This is a genomic window from Mesorhizobium sp. B2-4-13 (genome assembly GCF_006658535.1).
Classification (GTDB): Bacteria; Pseudomonadota; Alphaproteobacteria; order Rhizobiales; family Rhizobiaceae; genus Mesorhizobium; species Mesorhizobium australicum.
Window position 1 is genome coordinate 52,292 of record NZ_VFVB01000004.1, and the last position, 16,323, is coordinate 68,614.

Below are 16,323 nucleotides of genomic sequence, written 5' to 3' on the forward strand. Positions count from 1 at the left end.
CAATGTCTCCGGAAGGGAATCAGGTCAAGGGGGTCAGGAAAGGGCGACGGAAGCGACGAGAAGCACCGCGATTTCGCTCAACTGCTGCAAGGCGCCAACGGTGTCGCCGGTCTGGCCCTCGATCTGGTTGAGGCAAAGGGCGTGGAAGGCGGCAAAGAACAGGCCGAGCAGGATGAGCGCGGCAATGGCGCCGCCAAGCCCGAGCAGGAGCAGTGGTATCGCGCCGAGCACGGCTCCGGCTATTGCCGTTTCGAGCGAAACGGTGCCGGCGCCAGCCGACAGGCCGTGGGACCGCGCCGGTGGCAAGAGATGCATGAAGGCGCCGAGCACGCCACGCGAGGCTGCGTGCGCCGCCACGAGCGCAAACAGAGCCTGTGTGGGTTCCACCACTTGCGACAGCGCGCTCCAGCGGATCAGCAGCGACAGCGCCAGCGCCATGGCGCCATAAGCGCCGATGCGGCTGTCGCGCATGATCTCGAGCTTGCGGCCGCGCGACTTGCCGCCGCCGAAGCCGTCGGCAACGTCCGACAATCCATCCTCGTGCAGGCACCCCGTGGTAACCACGGTTGCAACAAGGGCAAGGGCAGCCGCCGGCCCAATGGCAAGGCCAAAGCGTTCCGCCGTGGCAAAAACGATGGCGCCGATCAGGCCGACGACAAGGCCGGCAATGGGGGCGGCCCAGATCGCGGCGGCGAGGTTGCGGCCGCGAAAATCAAACACGGGCAGCGGCAGGCGGGTGAAGAAGAGCAGGCAAAGCGCGATGTCGTCGAGGACTTGCCGGGGCGACAGGGTGATTTTCGGGAGCTTCATGACCCTAGCTCCTCGCAATCGCATGAAAGAAGGTGCCGCTGACATGGCCGCGCCGGTAGCCTGAGGCGCCGAGCGGATTGCCCTGGCCATCGGCAAGGTCAGCCAGCGGCTCGTCATTGCCGGTGGCCGTCATCTGCGCATAGTGGAATTCGTGACCCCGGATCAGCGCGCCCTGCGAACCCAGCGGGCAATCGGCACGCAGCCGAGCCTCGCGGTAGCCAAGATTCATCTTGCGCCTGGCGAAGCTGGTGGAATGGCCGAGCAGGCCGAGCATGCGATGCGTTTCGCCTGATGCATCCTCCATCGCTTCACCAAGCACCATGAAGCCACCGCATTCGCCATGGATCGGCTTTGTCGTGGCGAAACGTGCCATCCCCGCATGGAAATTCACGGCGGCCGCGAGTTTGCCGGCATGAAGCTCGGGATAGCCGCCGGGCAGCCAGCAGACGTCGCAATCCTCATCGGGCGCTTCGTCGGCGAGCGGCGAGAACGGGACGATTTCCGCGCCGGCCTTGCGCCAATAGGCGGCGACGTGCGGGTAGAGGAAGGTGAAGGCGGCGTCCTCGGCCAGCGCGATGCGTTGGCCGGGCGGCCGCAGCGCGTCGGCGAAGTCGCCGACCGCGGGGACGAGAGGTGTTGCCAGCGCCATGACCGCGTCGAGGTCGAGCGACTTCTCCGCCATGTCGGCGAGCCGGTCGAGATGCGCCATCAGGTCGTCATATTCGCCGGCCTGGACGAGGCCGAGATGGCGCTCTGGCAAATTGAGCGAGGGGTCGCGCAAAATAGCGCCGACGACGGGTAGGCCGATCGCCTCGATGGCGTCGCCGGACAGCTTGCGATGGCGCTCGCTGCCCAGCCGGTTGAGCACGACGCCGGCCATGCGCACATCCGGGTCGTAGGTGGCAAAACCCTTGGCGACGGCCGCCGCCGTCGTCGACTGACCTGACACGTCGAGCACCAGCAGCACCGGCAGGCCGTAGAGCCGGGCCAGATCGGCAGCCGAACCGGTGCGGCCAGGCGAGGCCGGGATGCCGTCGAACAGGCCCATGGCGCTTTCGAGGATGACGAAATCGGCGTCGTCGGCCGCTTGCGCGGCCAGCGCATTGAGCAGCGGCGGCGACATCGCCCAGCTGTCAAGATTGACGCCGGACAGGCCGGTGGCGGCGGTGTGGAAGCCAGGATCGATATAATCGGGGCCGGATTTGGCGCCGCGCACTTTCAGGCCACGCCGGGTGAGTGCGCGCAGGATGCCGATGGTGACGCTGGTCTTGCCGGAACCGGAGCGCGGCGCGCCGACGACGATCGCCCGGGCCGTCATGCCCCGCCCGCCAGTGCCGCGCGCATGGCGACGATGCCGCCGACGACGATCAATGCCGGCGAGGCGAGCCCGGCCGCCGCCGCTGCCTCGGCAATGGTGGCGAGCGTGGCGATGACGGTCCTTTCCTGAGGCGTCGTCGCGGCGACGATCACGGCCGCCGGTGTCGATGGCGCCAGTCCACCGTCGAGCAGGGCGGCTGCTATGAGAGGCAGATTTGCCATGCCCATATAGACGACGACTGGCTGGCCGGTACGGGCGATCGCCGCCCAGTCGAGATCGTCATCGGTACCGGCGGCGTGGCCGGTCGCCAGAATGACAGCCTTGTTGATGCCGCGCATGGTGGCGGGAATGCCGGTGGCGGCGAGCGCGCTGAGACCCGAGGTGAGGCCTGGCAGGACGCGGAACGGGATGTTCTCACGCGCCAGCGCTAGCGCCTCTTCGCCGCCACGGCCGAAAATATAGGGGTCGCCGCCCTTCAGCCTGATGACGCGGCGGCCTTCGCGCGCCAGTCGAACCAGCAGGGCTGTGATGTCGTCCTGCTTCATCGAGGGCTTGCCGCCGCGTTTTCCCGCAAAGAAAAGCTCGGCACTTCCGGCAACAGCAACCACATCGGGCGATACCAGCGCGTCGTAGACCAGCGCATCCGCCTCGGCCAGTGCCGCCAGCACCTCCAGCGTCAGGCAGCCGGGATCGCCGGGACCGGCGCCGGCGAGCCAGACATGCCCCGGCTCAAGCGGACGCGGCTTGAAGTTCAGCCGCGCGAGCGCCTGTTCGAGTGTGGCGTTTTCGCGGTTATTTCCAGTGCTGGCGCTCACAATCCGTCCCGTCCGCGAAAACGCCGCTGATAGTGGGCGTCGTATAATGAACTCTCGCCGAAATCTTGTGCCGCCAGCGAGCGGCCGACGAAGATGATGGCCGTGCGCTCCATCGGATCGGCCGCCAGTTGTGCCTCGATGGATTCCAGCGTGCCGGTCATCACGCGCTCGTCCGGCCAGGAGGCGCGGAAGACGATCGCCACCGGGCAATCGCCGCCATAGTGCGGCGTCAGCTCGGCGACGACGCGGTCGATGGCGTGGATGGCAAGGTGGATGGCCAGCGTGGCGCCGGTGCGGCCGAAGCCGGCCAGGGTTTCGCCCGGCGGCATTTTCGACGCACGTCCGGAAACGCGGGTCAGCACCAGGCTTTGCGCGACTTCGGGGATGGTCAGCTCGCGGCGAAGTGCGGCGGCGGCGGCCGCGAAGGAAGGGACGCCCGGCGTCAGCGTGTAGGGGATGCCATGCTTTTCCAGCCGGCGGATCTGCTCGGCCACGGCACTCCACACCGACAGGTCGCCGGAATGCAGGCGGGCAACATCATGGCCGGCCATTTGGGCTGCCACATATTCAGCCTCGATCTCGTCGAGCGACATCGGCGCGGTGTCGACCAGCTTCGTTCCCGGCGCGCAATGCTGCAGCAGTTCCGGCGCGACGATGGAGCCGGCGTGGAGGCAGACCGGGCAACTCGCCAGGAGCCTTGCGCCACGCAGCGTGATGAGGTCCGCCGCACCTGGGCCGGCGCCGATGAAATGGACGGTCATGGCGCGTCTCCGCTGATGGCGATGGCGCAGGTGACCGGACCGAGCACGGTGCGGGACCCAAGCAGCGTCGCGCCTTTGCCGGCGACGGCAAGGGCGGAGGCTTCCGAGACCGATGACGTGCCCGCCAGCTCCCGCGAGAGGCTGGAGCTGCTGAGCGTCCCCGGCGAGGCGGCCTGAAGGGCTGCGTCGTCGACGATAATGACGGGAAGGTTCAGCTTGCGACCGGCGGCGGCGATGGCGTCTTCATCCTTCTTGAGCGCCGCGGTGGCCAGTGCCGAAAGAGCTGTCATCGCCAGGCCATGCGTTTCGAGTGCGGTTTCTATGGCCGCGAGCACGTCCTCGACGGTGACGCCCCTTCGGCTGCCGATGCCCGCGACCATCATGGCTTCACCCAGCTCCATTGCGTGACGGGCATGGCCGGCCGCCATGCCTGCATGGAGCCGACCGGCGAAGCGCGGGAGATGCCGATGCGGGTGAGGTCGCCGCCGCGCTTTGTGTGCTGGGCGAGGAGCAGGGCTTCCATTTCCAACGTCACCGCGTTGGCGACAAGACGGCCGCCGGCGCGCAAGGCTCTGATGGCGGCATTCATGACGCCGGCGTCGCTGCCGCCGCCGCCGATGAAGATGGCATCAGGTGTCTCCAGTCTGGCCAGGGCCTTGGGCGCGCTGCCTTCCACAATGACGAGGCCGGGAACGCCGCAGGCGACGGCGTTATGGGCGATGCGGGCGGCGCGGGACGGGTCGACCTCGATGGCGATGGCGCGCAGCGAAGGGTGGGCGAGCATCCATTCGATGCCGATCGAGCCCGAGCCGGCGCCGACATCCCACAGCAATTCGCCCCGCCTCGGCGCCAGCGCCGACAGGGTGATAGCGCGGATTTCGCGCTTGGTGATCTGGCCGTCATGCTCAAACAGATGGTCGGCGAGGCCTGCCGTGAGCGACAGCACGCGCGCCTGCGGGGCCGAATCAATTTCGATGGCCAGGACATTGAGCGGATTGATGTTTTCGAGGTCGAAGGCATCGGCGCGAACCGAGCGCAATGTCTCCTTCGGCCCGCCCAACGCTTCCAGCACCGTCAGCCGCGAAGTGCCGAAGTCGAGTTCGGCGAGCAGGCGGGCAACCGCCGCCGGAGCGAAGCCATCGGATGTCAGCGCCAGGATGCGGGCGTTGGGCTGCAGCAGTGGGCGGATCAGGTCGATCGGGTGGCCGTGCAGTGAGACGGTCTCGATATCCTGTAGCGCCCAGCCAAGCCGCGCCGCGGCCAGCGACAACGCCGACGGCGCTGGTATGACGTGCATCTCGCGCGGCTTGACCTTGCGGGCGAGGGTGGCGCCGACCCCGTGGAAGAACGGGTCGCCGGAGGCGAGCACGCAGACGTTCCTACCGGCAAGCGCCAGGACGTCGGCCATCCCCGCATCGAAAGGAACCGGCCAGGGACGCGGCTTGCCCTTGGCGAAGGAAGCGACGAGCGCCAGGTGCCGCTTGCCGCCGAAGATGAACTCCGCCTCGGCGATCCGCCGCTTGGCCTCGTCGCCGAGACCCGCTAAACCGTCCTCACCGATGCCGATGATTGTGAGCCATCTCGGGTTGGGCTTGGCGGCGCGCGGACCCTCAGCAGGCATGATGACCCACCGCATTCTGATCCTTGGCGGCACCACCGAAGCCCGGCAACTGGCCGGAAGACTGGCGGCGCGCGCCGATTGCTCGGTCACGCTGTCGCTGGCCGGCCGTACGGAAAACCCCGTCGCGCAGGGCGTACCCGTGCGAAGTGGAGGGTTCGGGGGTGCCGACGGTTTGGCCGCTTACCTCAGGGAGAAAGGCACTGGTCTGCTGATCGACGCCACGCATCCCTACGCGGCGCGTATCTCCGTCAATGCCGCGCAAGCGGCACGCGCCACTGGCGTGCCGATCCTTGCCTTGCGGCGTCCGGGCTGGGATGTCGTCCAGGGCGACCGCTGGCTTGAGGTGGACAGCGTTGCCGGGGCGGCACGGGCGCTTGGACCGGCGCCACGCCGTGTATTTCTGGCGCTGGGCCGGCAGGAGGTCACCGCCTTCGAGGCCGCACCCCAACACCACTACCTCATCCGCAGTGTCGATCCGGTCGAGCCGAAGCTGGTTGTGCCCGATGCCGACTATCTGCTGGCGCGCGGGCCGTTTGGCGAGACCGACGAGCGCGTGCTGCTCGAAAAGCATCGCATCGATGTCGTGGTGTCGAAGAACAGCGGCGGCACGGCGACATACGGGAAGATTGCCGCGGCGCGAACGCTCGGCATCGAGGTGATCATGGTGCGCAGGCCCGTCCTGCCGGATGTGCCCTCGGCTGAAACAGTCGAAGCGCTGGCCGCGATGGTCCGTCATTTCGTCGAGCCCGATGCCGAGCGCGGCGTGTAGACCAGCGCCGGCTTTTCGCCGCGCCTGATGATCCGGGTCTCCGGCGAGCCGATGATGATGCAGGTCGCCATGTCGGCCTTTTCTGCGTCGACATCGGCCAGCAGATAGACCTCGATGCGCTCGTCGGGCCGGCCGGCGGCGCGGCCGAAGATCACCGGCGTCGTGCCGGGCAGGATGGCGGCCAGGCATTCGAAGGCGCGGCCAAGCTGCCAGGGACGCGCCTTGCTGATCGGATTGTAGAGCGCAATGACGAAGCCGGCGCCGGCCGCCGCCAGAAGACGCAGTTCGATCAGATCCCAAGGCTTCAGATTGTCGGACAGCGAGATAGCGCAGAAGTCGTGGCCAAGCGGCGCGCCGATGCGGGCGGCGACCGCGAGCATGGCGGTGACGCCGGGCACGACAGCGACATCGACCGCGCGCCATTCGGCCGGACCGGCCTCGATGGCCTCGCAGACCGCTGCGGCCATGGCGAAGACGCCGGGATCGCCGCCCGACACCACGGCGACGTCGTGACCCTCGGCGGCCTTGGTCAAGGCATCCTTGGCGCGGGCGAGTTCCTCGCGGTTGTCTGAAGCGACACGGGTCTGGTCCGGGCGCAGGTCGAGCCGGTCGAGATATGGCTTGTAGCCGTAGAAGAATTTTGCCTCGACGATAGCGCGGCTGGCTTGCGGCGTGACCTGGTCGGCATTGCCGGGCCCAAGGCCGATGACGGTGAGACGGCCGCTCATATCTGGGCTCCAGCCGCGCCCGGTCGACCGGACCAGCCGGCAACCAGCACGATGGCGAAGTAGGGCGCCTTGTCGTCCGGCTTGTCGGCAAGTTTCATCGAGACGCTCCCGGCCATCGTGCCGCGCTCGACATAGACGGCGCGCGTCAGCCTGCCGGTCGCCTCAAGCGCGCGCCTGATCTTGGGCAGGTTGCGGCCGACCTTCATGATGACGGCGGCGTCGGTGTCGGCGAGGCGGCGCGTCAGCTCGAACTCGCTCATCGTGCCGGGCAGCACGGTCAGCACGTCGTCGCCCTGGACGATCGGCACACCGGTCTGCGACCAGCAACCGGACATTGCGGTGACGCCGGGGATGACCTCGGTGGGGAAACGATGGGCAAGGCGGACATGCAGATGCATGTAGGACCCGTAGAACAGGGGATCGCCTTCGGACAGCACGGCAACCACCCTGCCGGCGTCGAGGTGCTCGGCGACCTGTTCCGCCGACTCCTCGTAGAAACCCGTGATCTGCGACCGGTAATCGTCGTGGTCCTTCTCGATCTCGGTGGTCACGGGATAGAGCAGCGGCAGTTCCAGCATGTCGGGCCGGAAGCGCGCCTCGACGATGGCGCGCGCATTGCTGTTGTTGCCGCGTTTGGCGAAATACGCCACGACATCGGCCTCGGCCAGCACCCGCGCGGCCTTCAGCGTCAACAATTCTGGGTCGCCGGGACCGGTGCCGACACCAACGAGACGGCCTTTGGGGAGCGCGTTCACAGACCCGGCCTCGCCAGTGAATTGAGCGCGGCGGCGGTCATGGCGCTGCCGCCAAGCCTGCCGCGCACGATGGCATAGGGCACGCTATAGGAATTCTCGGCCAGTGCGTCCTTGGATTCGGCAGCGCCGACGAAGCCGACCGGCATGCCGATAATGGCCGCCGGCTTCGGCGCGCCATCGCGCAACTTCTCCAGGAGATAGAAGAGCGCGGTCGGTGCGTTGCCGATGGCGACCACCGAACCGGCGATGCGCTCGCCCCAGAGGTCGATGGCGGCCGCCGAGCGGGTATTGCCGATCTGCCTCGCGATGTCGTGCGTGCGCGGGTCGCGCAAGGTGCAGATCACCTCATTGCCGGCCGGCAGCCGGGCGCGGGTGACGCCATGCGAGACCATTTCGGCGTCGCAGAAGATCGGCGCGCCGGCGGCAAGGGCTTTGCGCGCGGCGCTGACGAAATCGGGGGAGAAAACGAAATGACTTGCTGCCTCGACCTGGCCGCAGGCATGGATCATGCGGATGGCGACATCGGCCTCGGCCTCGGAAAAGCGCGAGAGATCGGCCTCGGCGCGGATGATGGCGAAGGAGCGCTCGTAGATCGCCGTGCCGTCGTGGATATAGTCGTAGGCGGCCATGCTCATTCCTGTTGGTACATTTCGGCGATTGCTGCCGTGCCAAGCCTTGTGAGGCAAGCGGCGGCGGTTTCGCCCTGATGTCGTGCGCCGCGGATCATCGCCGCGACGCGGCTGAAGCCGCGCGGGGCGTCATAGCCCGGCCTGTAGCCGGCAGGAAGAGACTTTGCCGTCGCGTTCACGACAAGTCCGGCTCCATTTTCGCCGCCGACTATTGTGAGCGCTGCCGGGCCGGGATTGGCGCAGCCCTTGGCGCAGCCCGACACGTGCAGCGTGAAATCGAGGATGTCGGCGTTTTTGGTGGCGATCGCCTCGGCGATGTCGCGGGTCGCGATCCGGCCGGAAGCGCAGGCCGGGGCACCGGGGCAGGCCGCGATGCGCGTGCGCGGGTCGGTGGGAGAGGTGACGAAGCCGAGGGTGGCGGCGGTGTGGTGAAGGGATTGATTGGCTTCCGTCGGCTGGCCGAGGAAAAGCAAGGCGCGGCCAGGGGCGAGGCGGATCTCTGACGTGCCGAGGGCAAGAGCTTTTTGCGCGAGGCCGATGATCTTGTCCGCCGGCATGCTGCCGTAGGGAAGGCCGATGCCGAAGGTGAAAATGTCGCCGGCTAAGGAGAAAAGGCCGATAGGCTTGCGCGAGGCGCCCCCCTCAGAGGGGGGCGCCGTAGAGTGCCAACCTGCGAGAGAGGCCAACTGCCGCTCCGACAAATCCCGTGTGTGTGCGTCCCGACCTTTCTCAGCGACCATCCGAAGCGCCGCGACAGCAATGTCGCGCGCCGCACCTTCGCCAGCCGTCGCAAGTCGCTTCTCACTTTGGCGGTCACCGGCAACTGATATGGCCCAAAGGGTGCCAGCGCTGACTCCAACCGCCTTCAGCCTGACATCGGCCGTCACCGCATCCAGAGTCAGCTGCCCGCCGCCGTCGACGACCACCGAAACCTTCGGCCCCAGCCTTGGTGCCAGTCCGGCATCTTCGATCGCCGCCATGATCCGCTCAGCCATCGCCCGGGGATCCGCAATCTCGTGTGGGTCGATACCCGCCAGCGGGCCGGTCTCGACCGGTACGCCGGTGCGCACCGCGATGCCCAGCGCATCGACCTCCGCCGCCAGCAACGCGGCACTTTCCGTTGTCAGGCCGCGGATCTGCAGGCTGCCGCGGGCCGTCACTTCCATGATGCCGTTGCCGTGCCGCGAGGCGGACTCAGCCAGGGCGATCAAGAGCTTCGGGGACAACCCTCCGGAAGATGGGCCTCCAGCGACCGGGTTGAGCCGCACCAGCAGGCCGTCGCCTGTCTGCATCGGTGCGGACAGAGCAGGGCAGGCGCCACGGCGCGAGAAGGCGTTCATGCCGCGACCCCGAGCGCGTTGGCCTCGGCGATCAGCGCGGCGAGATCGTCGTCGATGGAATTGCGCAAGGGATGCCAGAGGCCGCGCCGCCGCGCCGACAGGAAGCGCTCGGCAATGACTTTGGCGGCAGCGGGATTTTCGCGCAGGATAAAGGCGCGGACGTCCGCGTCGCCAAGATAGGCATCGTGCACAGCCTGGATCAGCGCGCCTGAAATCGCATGGGTGGTCTCGGCGAAGCCGACCAGCCGGTCGACGGTTTCGGCGAATTCCGAGGCGCCGCGCGGGCCGTGGCGCATCTGGCCCGATATGAAACGTGAATTGACCGCACGGGCGCGCACCACGCGCGAGACCGCCTCGGCGACCGATCGCGGTTTCGGCCTCTGCGGATCCGTGGTGTCGAGCACGATGACGTCGGCGTTCCTGCCAAGTGTGGCCAAGGCGGCCGAGAAGCCGCCGATGAAAGCGACGTCGGCGGAGCCTTCGAGAATGTCGCGGCCGGGGTCGTCGCCGGTGTGGACGAGAAGATCGGCCTCGGCGATGCGGCCTTCAAACGCTCCAGGTGCCGAGACGCCTTCGCCGCCGGCACCGCCATAGGCATGCGAGGTCGCGTCGAGATAGGCGCGGCCGATCTCTTCGCGCGCCGTCCAGTCGCCACTCGACAGCATGTCTTCGACGCCGGCGCCGTACGTGCCGGGCGAAGTGCCGAAGATCCGTGGGCTGACCTTGCCGTCGGCGCGGGTTTTGGCGGCGAGCGGGTTTTCCGAATCGTCCTCGTCGCGCGCGGCAACGGCCTTGGCGGCGGCGTCGATCAGCGCGATCTGGGTCGGGAACATGTCGCGGAACAGACCTGATATACGCCAGGTGACGTCGACACGCGGGCGGCCGAGCGCCGCCGGGGGCAGTACCTCGATGCCGGTGACGCGGCCGGTGGCAGTGTCCCATTGCGGTCGGCAGCCCATCAAGGCCAGGCCCTGCGCGATCTCCTCGCCGCCGGTGCGCAGCGAAGCCGAGCCCCAGAGATCGATCACCAGCGAACGCGGCCAGTCGCCATGCGACTGCGTGTAGCCGCGCACCACTTCTTCCGCCGCGGCTTTGCCAAGATCATATGCGGTGGGCGTCGGCATGGTGCGCGGATCCGAGGTGAACAGGTTGCGGCCAGTGGGCAAAACATCGGAACGACCGCGCGCGGGTGCGCCGGCCGGGCCCGCCTTGACGTGACGGCCATCGAGCGCCGCGAGCAGGGAGGCTTTCTCGGCGTTCGCGCTTTGCAGGCGCACGGAGTCTGATTCGTCGTTGGGGACGCGGCCGTAGATGTGCAGCCCGTCCTTGATGGCGAAATCCTTGAGGTCGCAGAGCCAGGCGTCGATGCGGCGCAGCGCTTCGTCGGGCGCGTCGGTCTTGGCGACGCCGGCTTCCGAGGCAAGGCCGGTCTTTTGCGCGGTTTCGACAATCAGCCTGGCGAGCCGGTCCCGGCGACGGCGGTCGAGCCCGTCGGCCTGAGCGTATTCGTCGACCAGTCGCTCGAGCTCGTGCTGGTCCTCGTCCAGCCCTGCGCCTGCAAGCGGCGGCGGCAAATGGCCAAGCGTGACGGCGGCGATGCGCCGTTTGGCCTGCGCTGCTTCGCCGGGGTTGGAGACGATGAAGGGATAGATGACGGGTAATGCGCCGGTGACGATCTCGGGAAAGCAGGTTTGCGACAGCGCGACGGTCTTGCCGGGCAGCCATTCCAGCGTGCCGTGGGCGCCGACATGGACGAGAGCGTGAACCCCGAGCGATTTGCGCAGCCACAGGCCAAAGGCGATCAGGGCATGGCGCGGCGGGAGGGTCGGGTCGTGGTAGTCGGCGCGACGGTCGGCCGAGCGGCCCCGGTCGGGGGCGAGTGCCACGGTGATATTGCCGAAATGCGCGGCGCGGAAGGGGAAATTCTTTTCGATAGCATGGCGAGGCTGGCGTTCTGTCACGCCCCCCTCTGTCCTGCCGGACATCTCCCCCTCTAGGGGGGAGATTGGCAGTTCGCAGGCCGACGTTCCTTCTGCAATGTTGGTAGTTGGCGAAAGCCGCGACGCAAGTTCGATCTCCCCACCAGAGGGGGAGATGTCCGGCAGGACAGAGGGGGGCGCCTCGCGCAAACCTGTCCCCTCTGCGTTTCCCCAAGCGGCTTCTACCGCGGCGATTGCTGCGAGCGGCAACTCCTTCGAGAAGCTCAAATACTCCTGTAGGGCCAATCCGTCGTTGCTATGCTCCAGCAAATCCAGCAATTCACGCGGCGTTTGCGGAATCCCGTCAACGGCATAGCCCTGTTCGCTCAAGTCGTGCAGCATGGCCAGCACGCTGGACGGCACGTCCAGCCCGACCGCATAGCCGGTGCGGCCAGGGGCGCTGGGATAATCGGGAATGAGGATCGCGAGCTTGCGCTCCTCCCGTCTTGTCTCCCGCAGCCGGATGAAAGCCGCGACTCGACCCGCCACTTGCTCCACCCGATCCAGTTCCGGGCGGTTCGCCAACGCACGATGGCCAAGCGCCGGATCGATATCGCTCTCGGCCTTAAAGGAAATGGCGCCGGCGAGGATGCGGCCGTCGAGTTCGGGCAGCACGACATGCATGGCAAGGTCGGCGGGCGCCAGGCCGCGCTGGTTGTTTTCCCAGATGTCACGGCGCGTGGTGGCGACGATGACCTGGAAGACGGGCGCGCCGGCGCGGTCGAACAGGGTTTCGACGCCGGGCTCGGCGCCGGAAGCGAACGCGGTCGCGGTGACGATCGCGGCGGGTTTCAGCGATGCGATGGCATTTTCGACGAACGCCAGCGACACCGGATCCTTCAGACTGGAAACGAAGATCGGCACTGGCGCCAATCCCCTGGAGCGCAAAGCCTCGGCCAGCGCATCGATCGGGGCGACATCGGCGGCAAGCAGCATCGATCGGTAGAAGAGAATCGGGATAATGGGAGTGCCGCTATTGGAACCGGCCGGCTCCTCCGCGACCCCCAATCCAGCCTGATAGTAACCGGCCTTCGGCACCCTGACCGGGTTGGCGACGGGCGCATCCTGTCCAGCCAAGCCTGCCAGCCTGTGCACCAGCGCGCCCATATTGGCCGGGCCGCCCTCGTGGAAATAGCCGAGCAGGCCGTCCAGTTCGGCGCGCCGCAGCGTCGAGGCTTCGACCAGCCTAAGATCCTCGTCGTGGCTTTCGCCGGGAAGCAGCGCCAGTTTGATGCCGCGTTCGCGGGCAATCACCGCCAGTTGGTCGCAGCCATAGCGCCACCAGTCGTAGCCGCCGAGGATGCGCACCAGGATGATTTTGGCGTGGCGGGCGACGCTGTCTATCCAGAGGTCGACGGACATGGGATGGCGCAGGTCGCGCAGTGCGGCCAAGCGCATAGAGGGCAGGCGACCGGCATCGGCCTTCCACGCCGCAGCCAGTCCGGCGAGATCGCTGTCGGTGAAGGACAGGGCCACGATATCCGCTGGCGTCTGCCTGAGATCGACAGGCTCGGCGAGGTCGTCGAGCGAGGCGGAGGTCGTGGTGAGGATGTGCATCGTGGCCCGGGCCTGAAAATCAGCCGGCGAGGATACGTTCGATCGCCGGGCGGTTCAGCCCCTTGAGGCCAATAACGACGAGCCGCGAGCGGCGGTCGTCCCCAGCGGTCCAGGCGCGGTCATAGTAATGATTGACGCGCGGGCCGACGGCTTGCAGCAGGAGCCGCATAGGTTTGCCGCCGACCTCGACGAAGCCTTTCACGCGCAGCACGTTTTCCTGTTCGGCGGCCGCGGCGACGCGCTTTGCCAGCTCGTCGGGATTGGCGATCGAGGGAATGTCGACGATGAACGTGTCGAAGTCGTCATGCTCGTGATCGAATGCGCCGTCATGGTGGGACTTGCGGTTCTCGATGTCGTCCTCGACGGCGAGACCGAGCCCGAGCAGCACCGAGGGATCGACCTTGCCATGAGACGTCGGCACGATCTTCACGGCGCGGGCGGAGTGTTCGTTGACGATGGCCTTGGCGCGAGCCGAGCCGGCGGCGTCCATTAGGTCGCTCTTCGACAGGATGATTAGGTCGGCGCAGGCGATCTGGTCCTCGAACACTTCCTCGACCGGATCGTCATGGTCGAGGCTCTGGTCCTGCGCGCGCTGCGCCTGCAGGGCGTCCATGTCATTGGCGACGCGGCCTTCCGCCAGTGCGGGACCGTCGACCACGGCGATGACGCCATCGACCGTTACGCGGCTCTTCACCGTCGGCCACTGGAAAGCCTGGACCAGCGGTTTGGGCAGAGCGAGGCCCGAGGTTTCGATCAGGATATGGTCGACCTTCGGCGTCAGCGACAGGATCTTGTCGAGCGCCGGCACAAAATCGTCGGCCACGGTGCAGCAGATGCAGCCATTGGCCAGTTCGACGATGTTTTCCTCTGGGCAGGTGTCGATGCCGCATCCCTTGAGGATCTCGCCGTCGATGCCGATGTCGCCGAACTCGTTGACGATGATGGCGATCCGCTTGCCGCCGGCGTTTTCCAGGAGATGGCGGACCAGCGTCGTCTTGCCGGCGCCGAGGAAGCCGGTGACGACGGTGCAGGGAACGCGGGACAGAGATGTTGTCATGATCGATCTTTCAGCATGTCGAGGGGAGGGATGCGGGCAACGAGGCCGCGCTTGAGGCTATCGGGTCTGCCTCGCCAGGGAATGAGGCCGTCGTTCGAGGTGGCGAAGAGTTTCGCGCCGGTGACGAGATCGGCGCCGCTGGTCGTGGTCAGATCGCCGAACACATAGCTCCAGCAGCCGTCGCGCAGGACCGCGGCGCTCAGGCGGCGCTTGCAATTGCCGAGGCATTCGACCGTGCGGATGCGAATCTTCTCGCCCGAGGCGGCTTGGCGCGTATCTTCGGCCAAAAGTTCGCCGGCCCGGGGATGGGCGTCGGAGCCGGTCTCGTCGCGACAGGAAGCGCAGACAATGACCGTGATGCCGGCCAGGGGATGATCCCCGCCGGACGAAATGTCGGTTGTTTCAGCCGAAAAACTGCTGTCGCGATCCACATCAGGCTCCTTGCCCGGAAAACCCGCCAGGCGATCGGATTCTTGCATTCCAGACGGCAGGTCTCCTGGCTCGCGGGTCATCGCCTTGGGTAGCCGCCTTCCCGGGACAATCCCAGTGGCTTTCGGCCTTGGCTCTTCGCTCACAGTTGCGGGGACAGCCGCGGATTTGGGATCTTCAATCCCGCACCGCATTCCCTCTTGGCTCCTCCCTTTGCCGAGAGGAGACCGTCTGGATGGGATTTAGGCTCTTGCGGGCAGTGGTGTCAACGCGAGCTTACGACACCGCGATGTCGGACAGCGCCGGGCCGAGATCGCCGGCAGGCGTTATTTCCATCCGCTCGAGGCCAAGCCAGCCCTGCATCTGCTTCAATTCCTCGAAGAGTTGAGCCGCAGTCTCCGCCGGTGCATTGGCCTGCGCATAGGCCGCATGGACACGCAGGACACTGGCCGGCCGGTCAGCCTTGAGGTCGACGCGCGCCACGATCCTGTCGCCGAGCAGGAAAGGCAGGACATAGTAGCCGTATTGGCGCTTGTCGGCCGGCGTGTAGATTTCGATGCGGTAATGGAAGTCGAACAGCCGCTCCGAGCGCGAACGCTCGAAGACGACCGGATCGAACGGCGCCAGCAGAGCGCGGGCCTCGATCTTGCGCGGGATACGGGCGTCCTTGTGAAGGTAAGCCGGCTTGTCCCAGCCCTCGACACGGACCGGCAGCAAGTCGCCGAGTTCGACCAGTTCCTCCAGCCGGCCTTTCATGTCGGCCGGCGAGAGCCGAAAATAATCGCGCAGGTCGCCTGATGTCGCCACGCCATGGGCACGGGCGGAAATGCGCAGCAATTCGCGGTGCGCGTCCTCAGGCGTCGGTACCGGCAGATCGAGGATCGCCTGCGGCAGCACGCGCTCCGGCAGGTCGTAAAAGCGCTCGAAGCCGCGCCGGTGCGCGGTGGTGATGCGCCCGGCCCAGAACAGCCATTCGAAGGCGTGCTTGGCATGGCTCCAACCCCACCAGCCACCGGAGCCTTTCTGGCCTTCGAGCGCCGAAGCGGCGATCGGCCCGCGCGCGACGACCTCGCGGTAGATCTCTTCTATATAGGCGGCGTGCTCGCGGCCCCATTTGGCCAGCCCCAGATACATTTCATCGCCTTGCTCGGCGCGCTGCATGCGCCAGCGCATCAGTGGGTAGGTCTCGACCGGCAGGAACGAGGCTTCATGCGCCCAATATTCGAAGACGGTGCGCTTGCGCGTTACGGCGGCGTTGTCGAGCAAAGCGAGGGGATAGGGGCCGAGACGCGAATAGAGCGGCATGTAATGAGCGCGCACCACCGCACTGACGGAATCGATCTGCAACAGGCCGGTGCGGGACAGAACGCGGGCGAAATGGCGGCGGTCCGGCGTGCCGGCGGGGCGGGGATCGAGAAATCCCTGGGCGGCGAGGGCGATGCGCCGGGCGGCGGCAAGCGAGATCTTTTCCTTCATGCGTATGCGTCCCTGATGGACCTGTCTGGCGTCATTGCCCGGCGTGATTCCCGTCCATGCTAGCAGGGTTTTGGCGGCAACCCTGTCAGGAGACAAAAGTGGAGTTAAAAGCGAAGGAAATCAAACAGGAGCGGATGGGACCAGTTTCTCCCGGAATGCCGTCCAGCTCGGTGTTTTGAACAAGGTTTGACTTGCTTCGCTGGAAGTGCTGCGCTAACCCTCGCCGCGTTGCAGCATAGGCCCCTTAAAACGGTTCAGCGGTTAATCTGTCACGCTTCC

The 16,323-nt window shown here is 66.8% G+C and carries 15 protein-coding genes and 1 riboswitch; of the genes, 1 reads left to right on the forward strand and 14 read right to left on the reverse strand.

Annotation, left to right across the window (positions count from 1 at the left end; translation table 11 throughout):
* Positions 1 to 33: 33 nt before the first annotated feature.
* Genes cobS through cbiE form a run of 6 tightly spaced genes read right to left on the reverse strand, consistent with a single transcriptional unit; the run spans position 34 to position 5,325 of the window.
* Positions 34 to 810, reverse strand: a complete 777-nt coding sequence (gene cobS / locus FJ936_RS12185; protein WP_140788715.1) for an adenosylcobinamide-GDP ribazoletransferase — start codon at positions 808 to 810, stop codon at positions 34 to 36.
* A 4-nt stretch (positions 811 to 814) separates the two neighbouring features.
* Positions 815 to 2,128 (reverse strand): cobyrinate a,c-diamide synthase, encoded by a 1,314-nt coding sequence (locus FJ936_RS12190; RefSeq protein WP_140788713.1) that lies wholly within the window; start codon positions 2,126 to 2,128, stop codon positions 815 to 817.
* Positions 2,125 to 2,943, reverse strand: a complete 819-nt coding sequence (gene cobA / locus FJ936_RS12195; RefSeq protein WP_140788711.1) for a uroporphyrinogen-III C-methyltransferase — start codon at positions 2,941 to 2,943, stop codon at positions 2,125 to 2,127. The genes FJ936_RS12190 and cobA overlap by 4 nt, the downstream gene beginning before the upstream one ends.
* Entirely contained in the window at positions 2,940 to 3,704 is a 765-nt protein-coding gene (gene cobM / locus FJ936_RS12200; RefSeq protein ID WP_140788709.1) for a precorrin-4 C(11)-methyltransferase, read from the reverse strand. Before cobM ends, cobA begins: the two co-directional genes overlap by 4 nt.
* Positions 3,701 to 4,087, reverse strand: a complete 387-nt coding sequence (locus FJ936_RS12205) for a cobalamin biosynthesis protein (RefSeq protein WP_140660991.1) — start codon at positions 4,085 to 4,087, stop codon at positions 3,701 to 3,703. The genes cobM and FJ936_RS12205 overlap by 4 nt, the downstream gene beginning before the upstream one ends.
* Positions 4,084 to 5,325, reverse strand: a complete 1,242-nt coding sequence (cbiE, locus tag FJ936_RS12210; RefSeq protein ID WP_140788707.1) for a precorrin-6y C5,15-methyltransferase (decarboxylating) subunit CbiE — start codon at positions 5,323 to 5,325, stop codon at positions 4,084 to 4,086. The genes FJ936_RS12205 and cbiE overlap by 4 nt, the downstream gene beginning before the upstream one ends.
* 1 nt (position 5,326) lies before the next feature.
* On the opposite strand from cbiE, the gene FJ936_RS12215 reads away from it, so the two are divergent.
* Entirely contained in the window at positions 5,327 to 6,094 is a 768-nt protein-coding gene (locus FJ936_RS12215) for a cobalt-precorrin-6A reductase (protein WP_140788705.1), read from the forward strand.
* Here the strand turns inward: FJ936_RS12215 and FJ936_RS12220 are convergent.
* The 8 genes from FJ936_RS12220 to FJ936_RS12255 all read right to left on the reverse strand — a co-directional run bounded on the left by FJ936_RS12220 (position 6,058) and on the right by FJ936_RS12255 (position 16,044).
* Positions 6,058 to 6,822, reverse strand: coding sequence for a precorrin-3B C(17)-methyltransferase (locus FJ936_RS12220; RefSeq protein WP_140788703.1), 765 nt, complete (start codon positions 6,820 to 6,822; stop codon positions 6,058 to 6,060). The two genes, FJ936_RS12215 and FJ936_RS12220, sit on opposite strands and share 37 nt — an antisense overlap.
* The gene (locus FJ936_RS12225; protein WP_140660994.1) at positions 6,819 to 7,577 is read right to left on the reverse strand and encodes a precorrin-2 C(20)-methyltransferase; all 759 of its coding nucleotides are present in this window, start codon (positions 7,575 to 7,577) and stop codon (positions 6,819 to 6,821) included. The genes FJ936_RS12220 and FJ936_RS12225 overlap by 4 nt, the downstream gene beginning before the upstream one ends.
* The gene (locus FJ936_RS12230; RefSeq protein WP_140788701.1) at positions 7,574 to 8,206 is read right to left on the reverse strand and encodes a precorrin-8X methylmutase; all 633 of its coding nucleotides are present in this window, start codon (positions 8,204 to 8,206) and stop codon (positions 7,574 to 7,576) included. Before FJ936_RS12230 ends, FJ936_RS12225 begins: the two co-directional genes overlap by 4 nt.
* A 2-nt stretch (positions 8,207 to 8,208) precedes the next feature.
* Positions 8,209 to 9,546, reverse strand: a complete 1,338-nt coding sequence (cobG, locus tag FJ936_RS12235; protein ID WP_140788699.1) for a precorrin-3B synthase — start codon at positions 9,544 to 9,546, stop codon at positions 8,209 to 8,211.
* Positions 9,543 to 13,082 (reverse strand): cobaltochelatase subunit CobN, encoded by a 3,540-nt coding sequence (locus FJ936_RS12240; RefSeq protein ID WP_141906614.1) that lies wholly within the window; start codon positions 13,080 to 13,082, stop codon positions 9,543 to 9,545. The genes cobG and FJ936_RS12240 overlap by 4 nt, the downstream gene beginning before the upstream one ends.
* A gap of 19 nt (positions 13,083 to 13,101) precedes the next feature.
* Positions 13,102 to 14,139, reverse strand: a complete 1,038-nt coding sequence (gene cobW, locus FJ936_RS12245) for a cobalamin biosynthesis protein CobW (RefSeq protein ID WP_140788695.1) — start codon at positions 14,137 to 14,139, stop codon at positions 13,102 to 13,104.
* Positions 14,136 to 14,570: a DUF1636 family protein gene (locus tag FJ936_RS12250; protein WP_140724204.1), complete on the reverse strand. Its 435-nt coding sequence runs from the start codon at positions 14,568 to 14,570 to the stop codon at positions 14,136 to 14,138. Before FJ936_RS12250 ends, cobW begins: the two co-directional genes overlap by 4 nt.
* A 37-nt stretch (positions 14,571 to 14,607) precedes the next feature.
* Positions 14,608 to 14,815, reverse strand: a riboswitch (cobalamin riboswitch).
* Between the two features lie 29 nt (positions 14,816 to 14,844).
* Positions 14,845 to 16,044 carry a winged helix-turn-helix domain-containing protein gene (locus FJ936_RS12255; RefSeq protein WP_140714745.1) on the reverse strand — a complete coding sequence of 400 codons (1,200 nt, stop codon included), beginning with the start codon at positions 16,042 to 16,044 and terminating at the stop codon, positions 14,845 to 14,847.
* Positions 16,045 to 16,323: the final 279 nt, after the last annotated feature.

Coding starts and splice junctions, on each gene's coding strand:
- cobM (WP_140788709.1), bottom strand. CDS start 3,704: ATGACCGTCCATTTCATCGGCGCCGGCCCAGGTGCGGCGGACCTCATC.
- FJ936_RS12220 (WP_140788703.1), bottom strand. CDS start 6,822: ATGAGCGGCCGTCTCACCGTCATCGGCCTTGGGCCCGGCAATGCCGAC.
- cobS (WP_140788715.1), bottom strand. CDS start 810: ATGAAGCTCCCGAAAATCACCCTGTCGCCCCGGCAAGTCCTCGACGAC.
- FJ936_RS12215 (WP_140788705.1), top strand. CDS start 5,327: ATGACCCACCGCATTCTGATCCTTGGCGGCACCACCGAAGCCCGGCAA.
- cbiE (WP_140788707.1), bottom strand. CDS start 5,325: ATGCCTGCTGAGGGTCCGCGCGCCGCCAAGCCCAACCCGAGATGGCTC.
- FJ936_RS12240 (WP_141906614.1), bottom strand. CDS start 13,082: ATGCACATCCTCACCACGACCTCCGCCTCGCTCGACGACCTCGCCGAG.
- FJ936_RS12205 (WP_140660991.1), bottom strand. CDS start 4,087: ATGATGGTCGCGGGCATCGGCAGCCGAAGGGGCGTCACCGTCGAGGAC.
- cobG (WP_140788699.1), bottom strand. CDS start 9,546: ATGAACGCCTTCTCGCGCCGTGGCGCCTGCCCTGCTCTGTCCGCACCG.
- FJ936_RS12230 (WP_140788701.1), bottom strand. CDS start 8,206: ATGGCCGCCTACGACTATATCCACGACGGCACGGCGATCTACGAGCGC.
- cobW (WP_140788695.1), bottom strand. CDS start 14,139: ATGACAACATCTCTGTCCCGCGTTCCCTGCACCGTCGTCACCGGCTTC.
- FJ936_RS12190 (WP_140788713.1), bottom strand. CDS start 2,128: ATGACGGCCCGGGCGATCGTCGTCGGCGCGCCGCGCTCCGGTTCCGGC.
- FJ936_RS12255 (WP_140714745.1), bottom strand. CDS start 16,044: ATGAAGGAAAAGATCTCGCTTGCCGCCGCCCGGCGCATCGCCCTCGCC.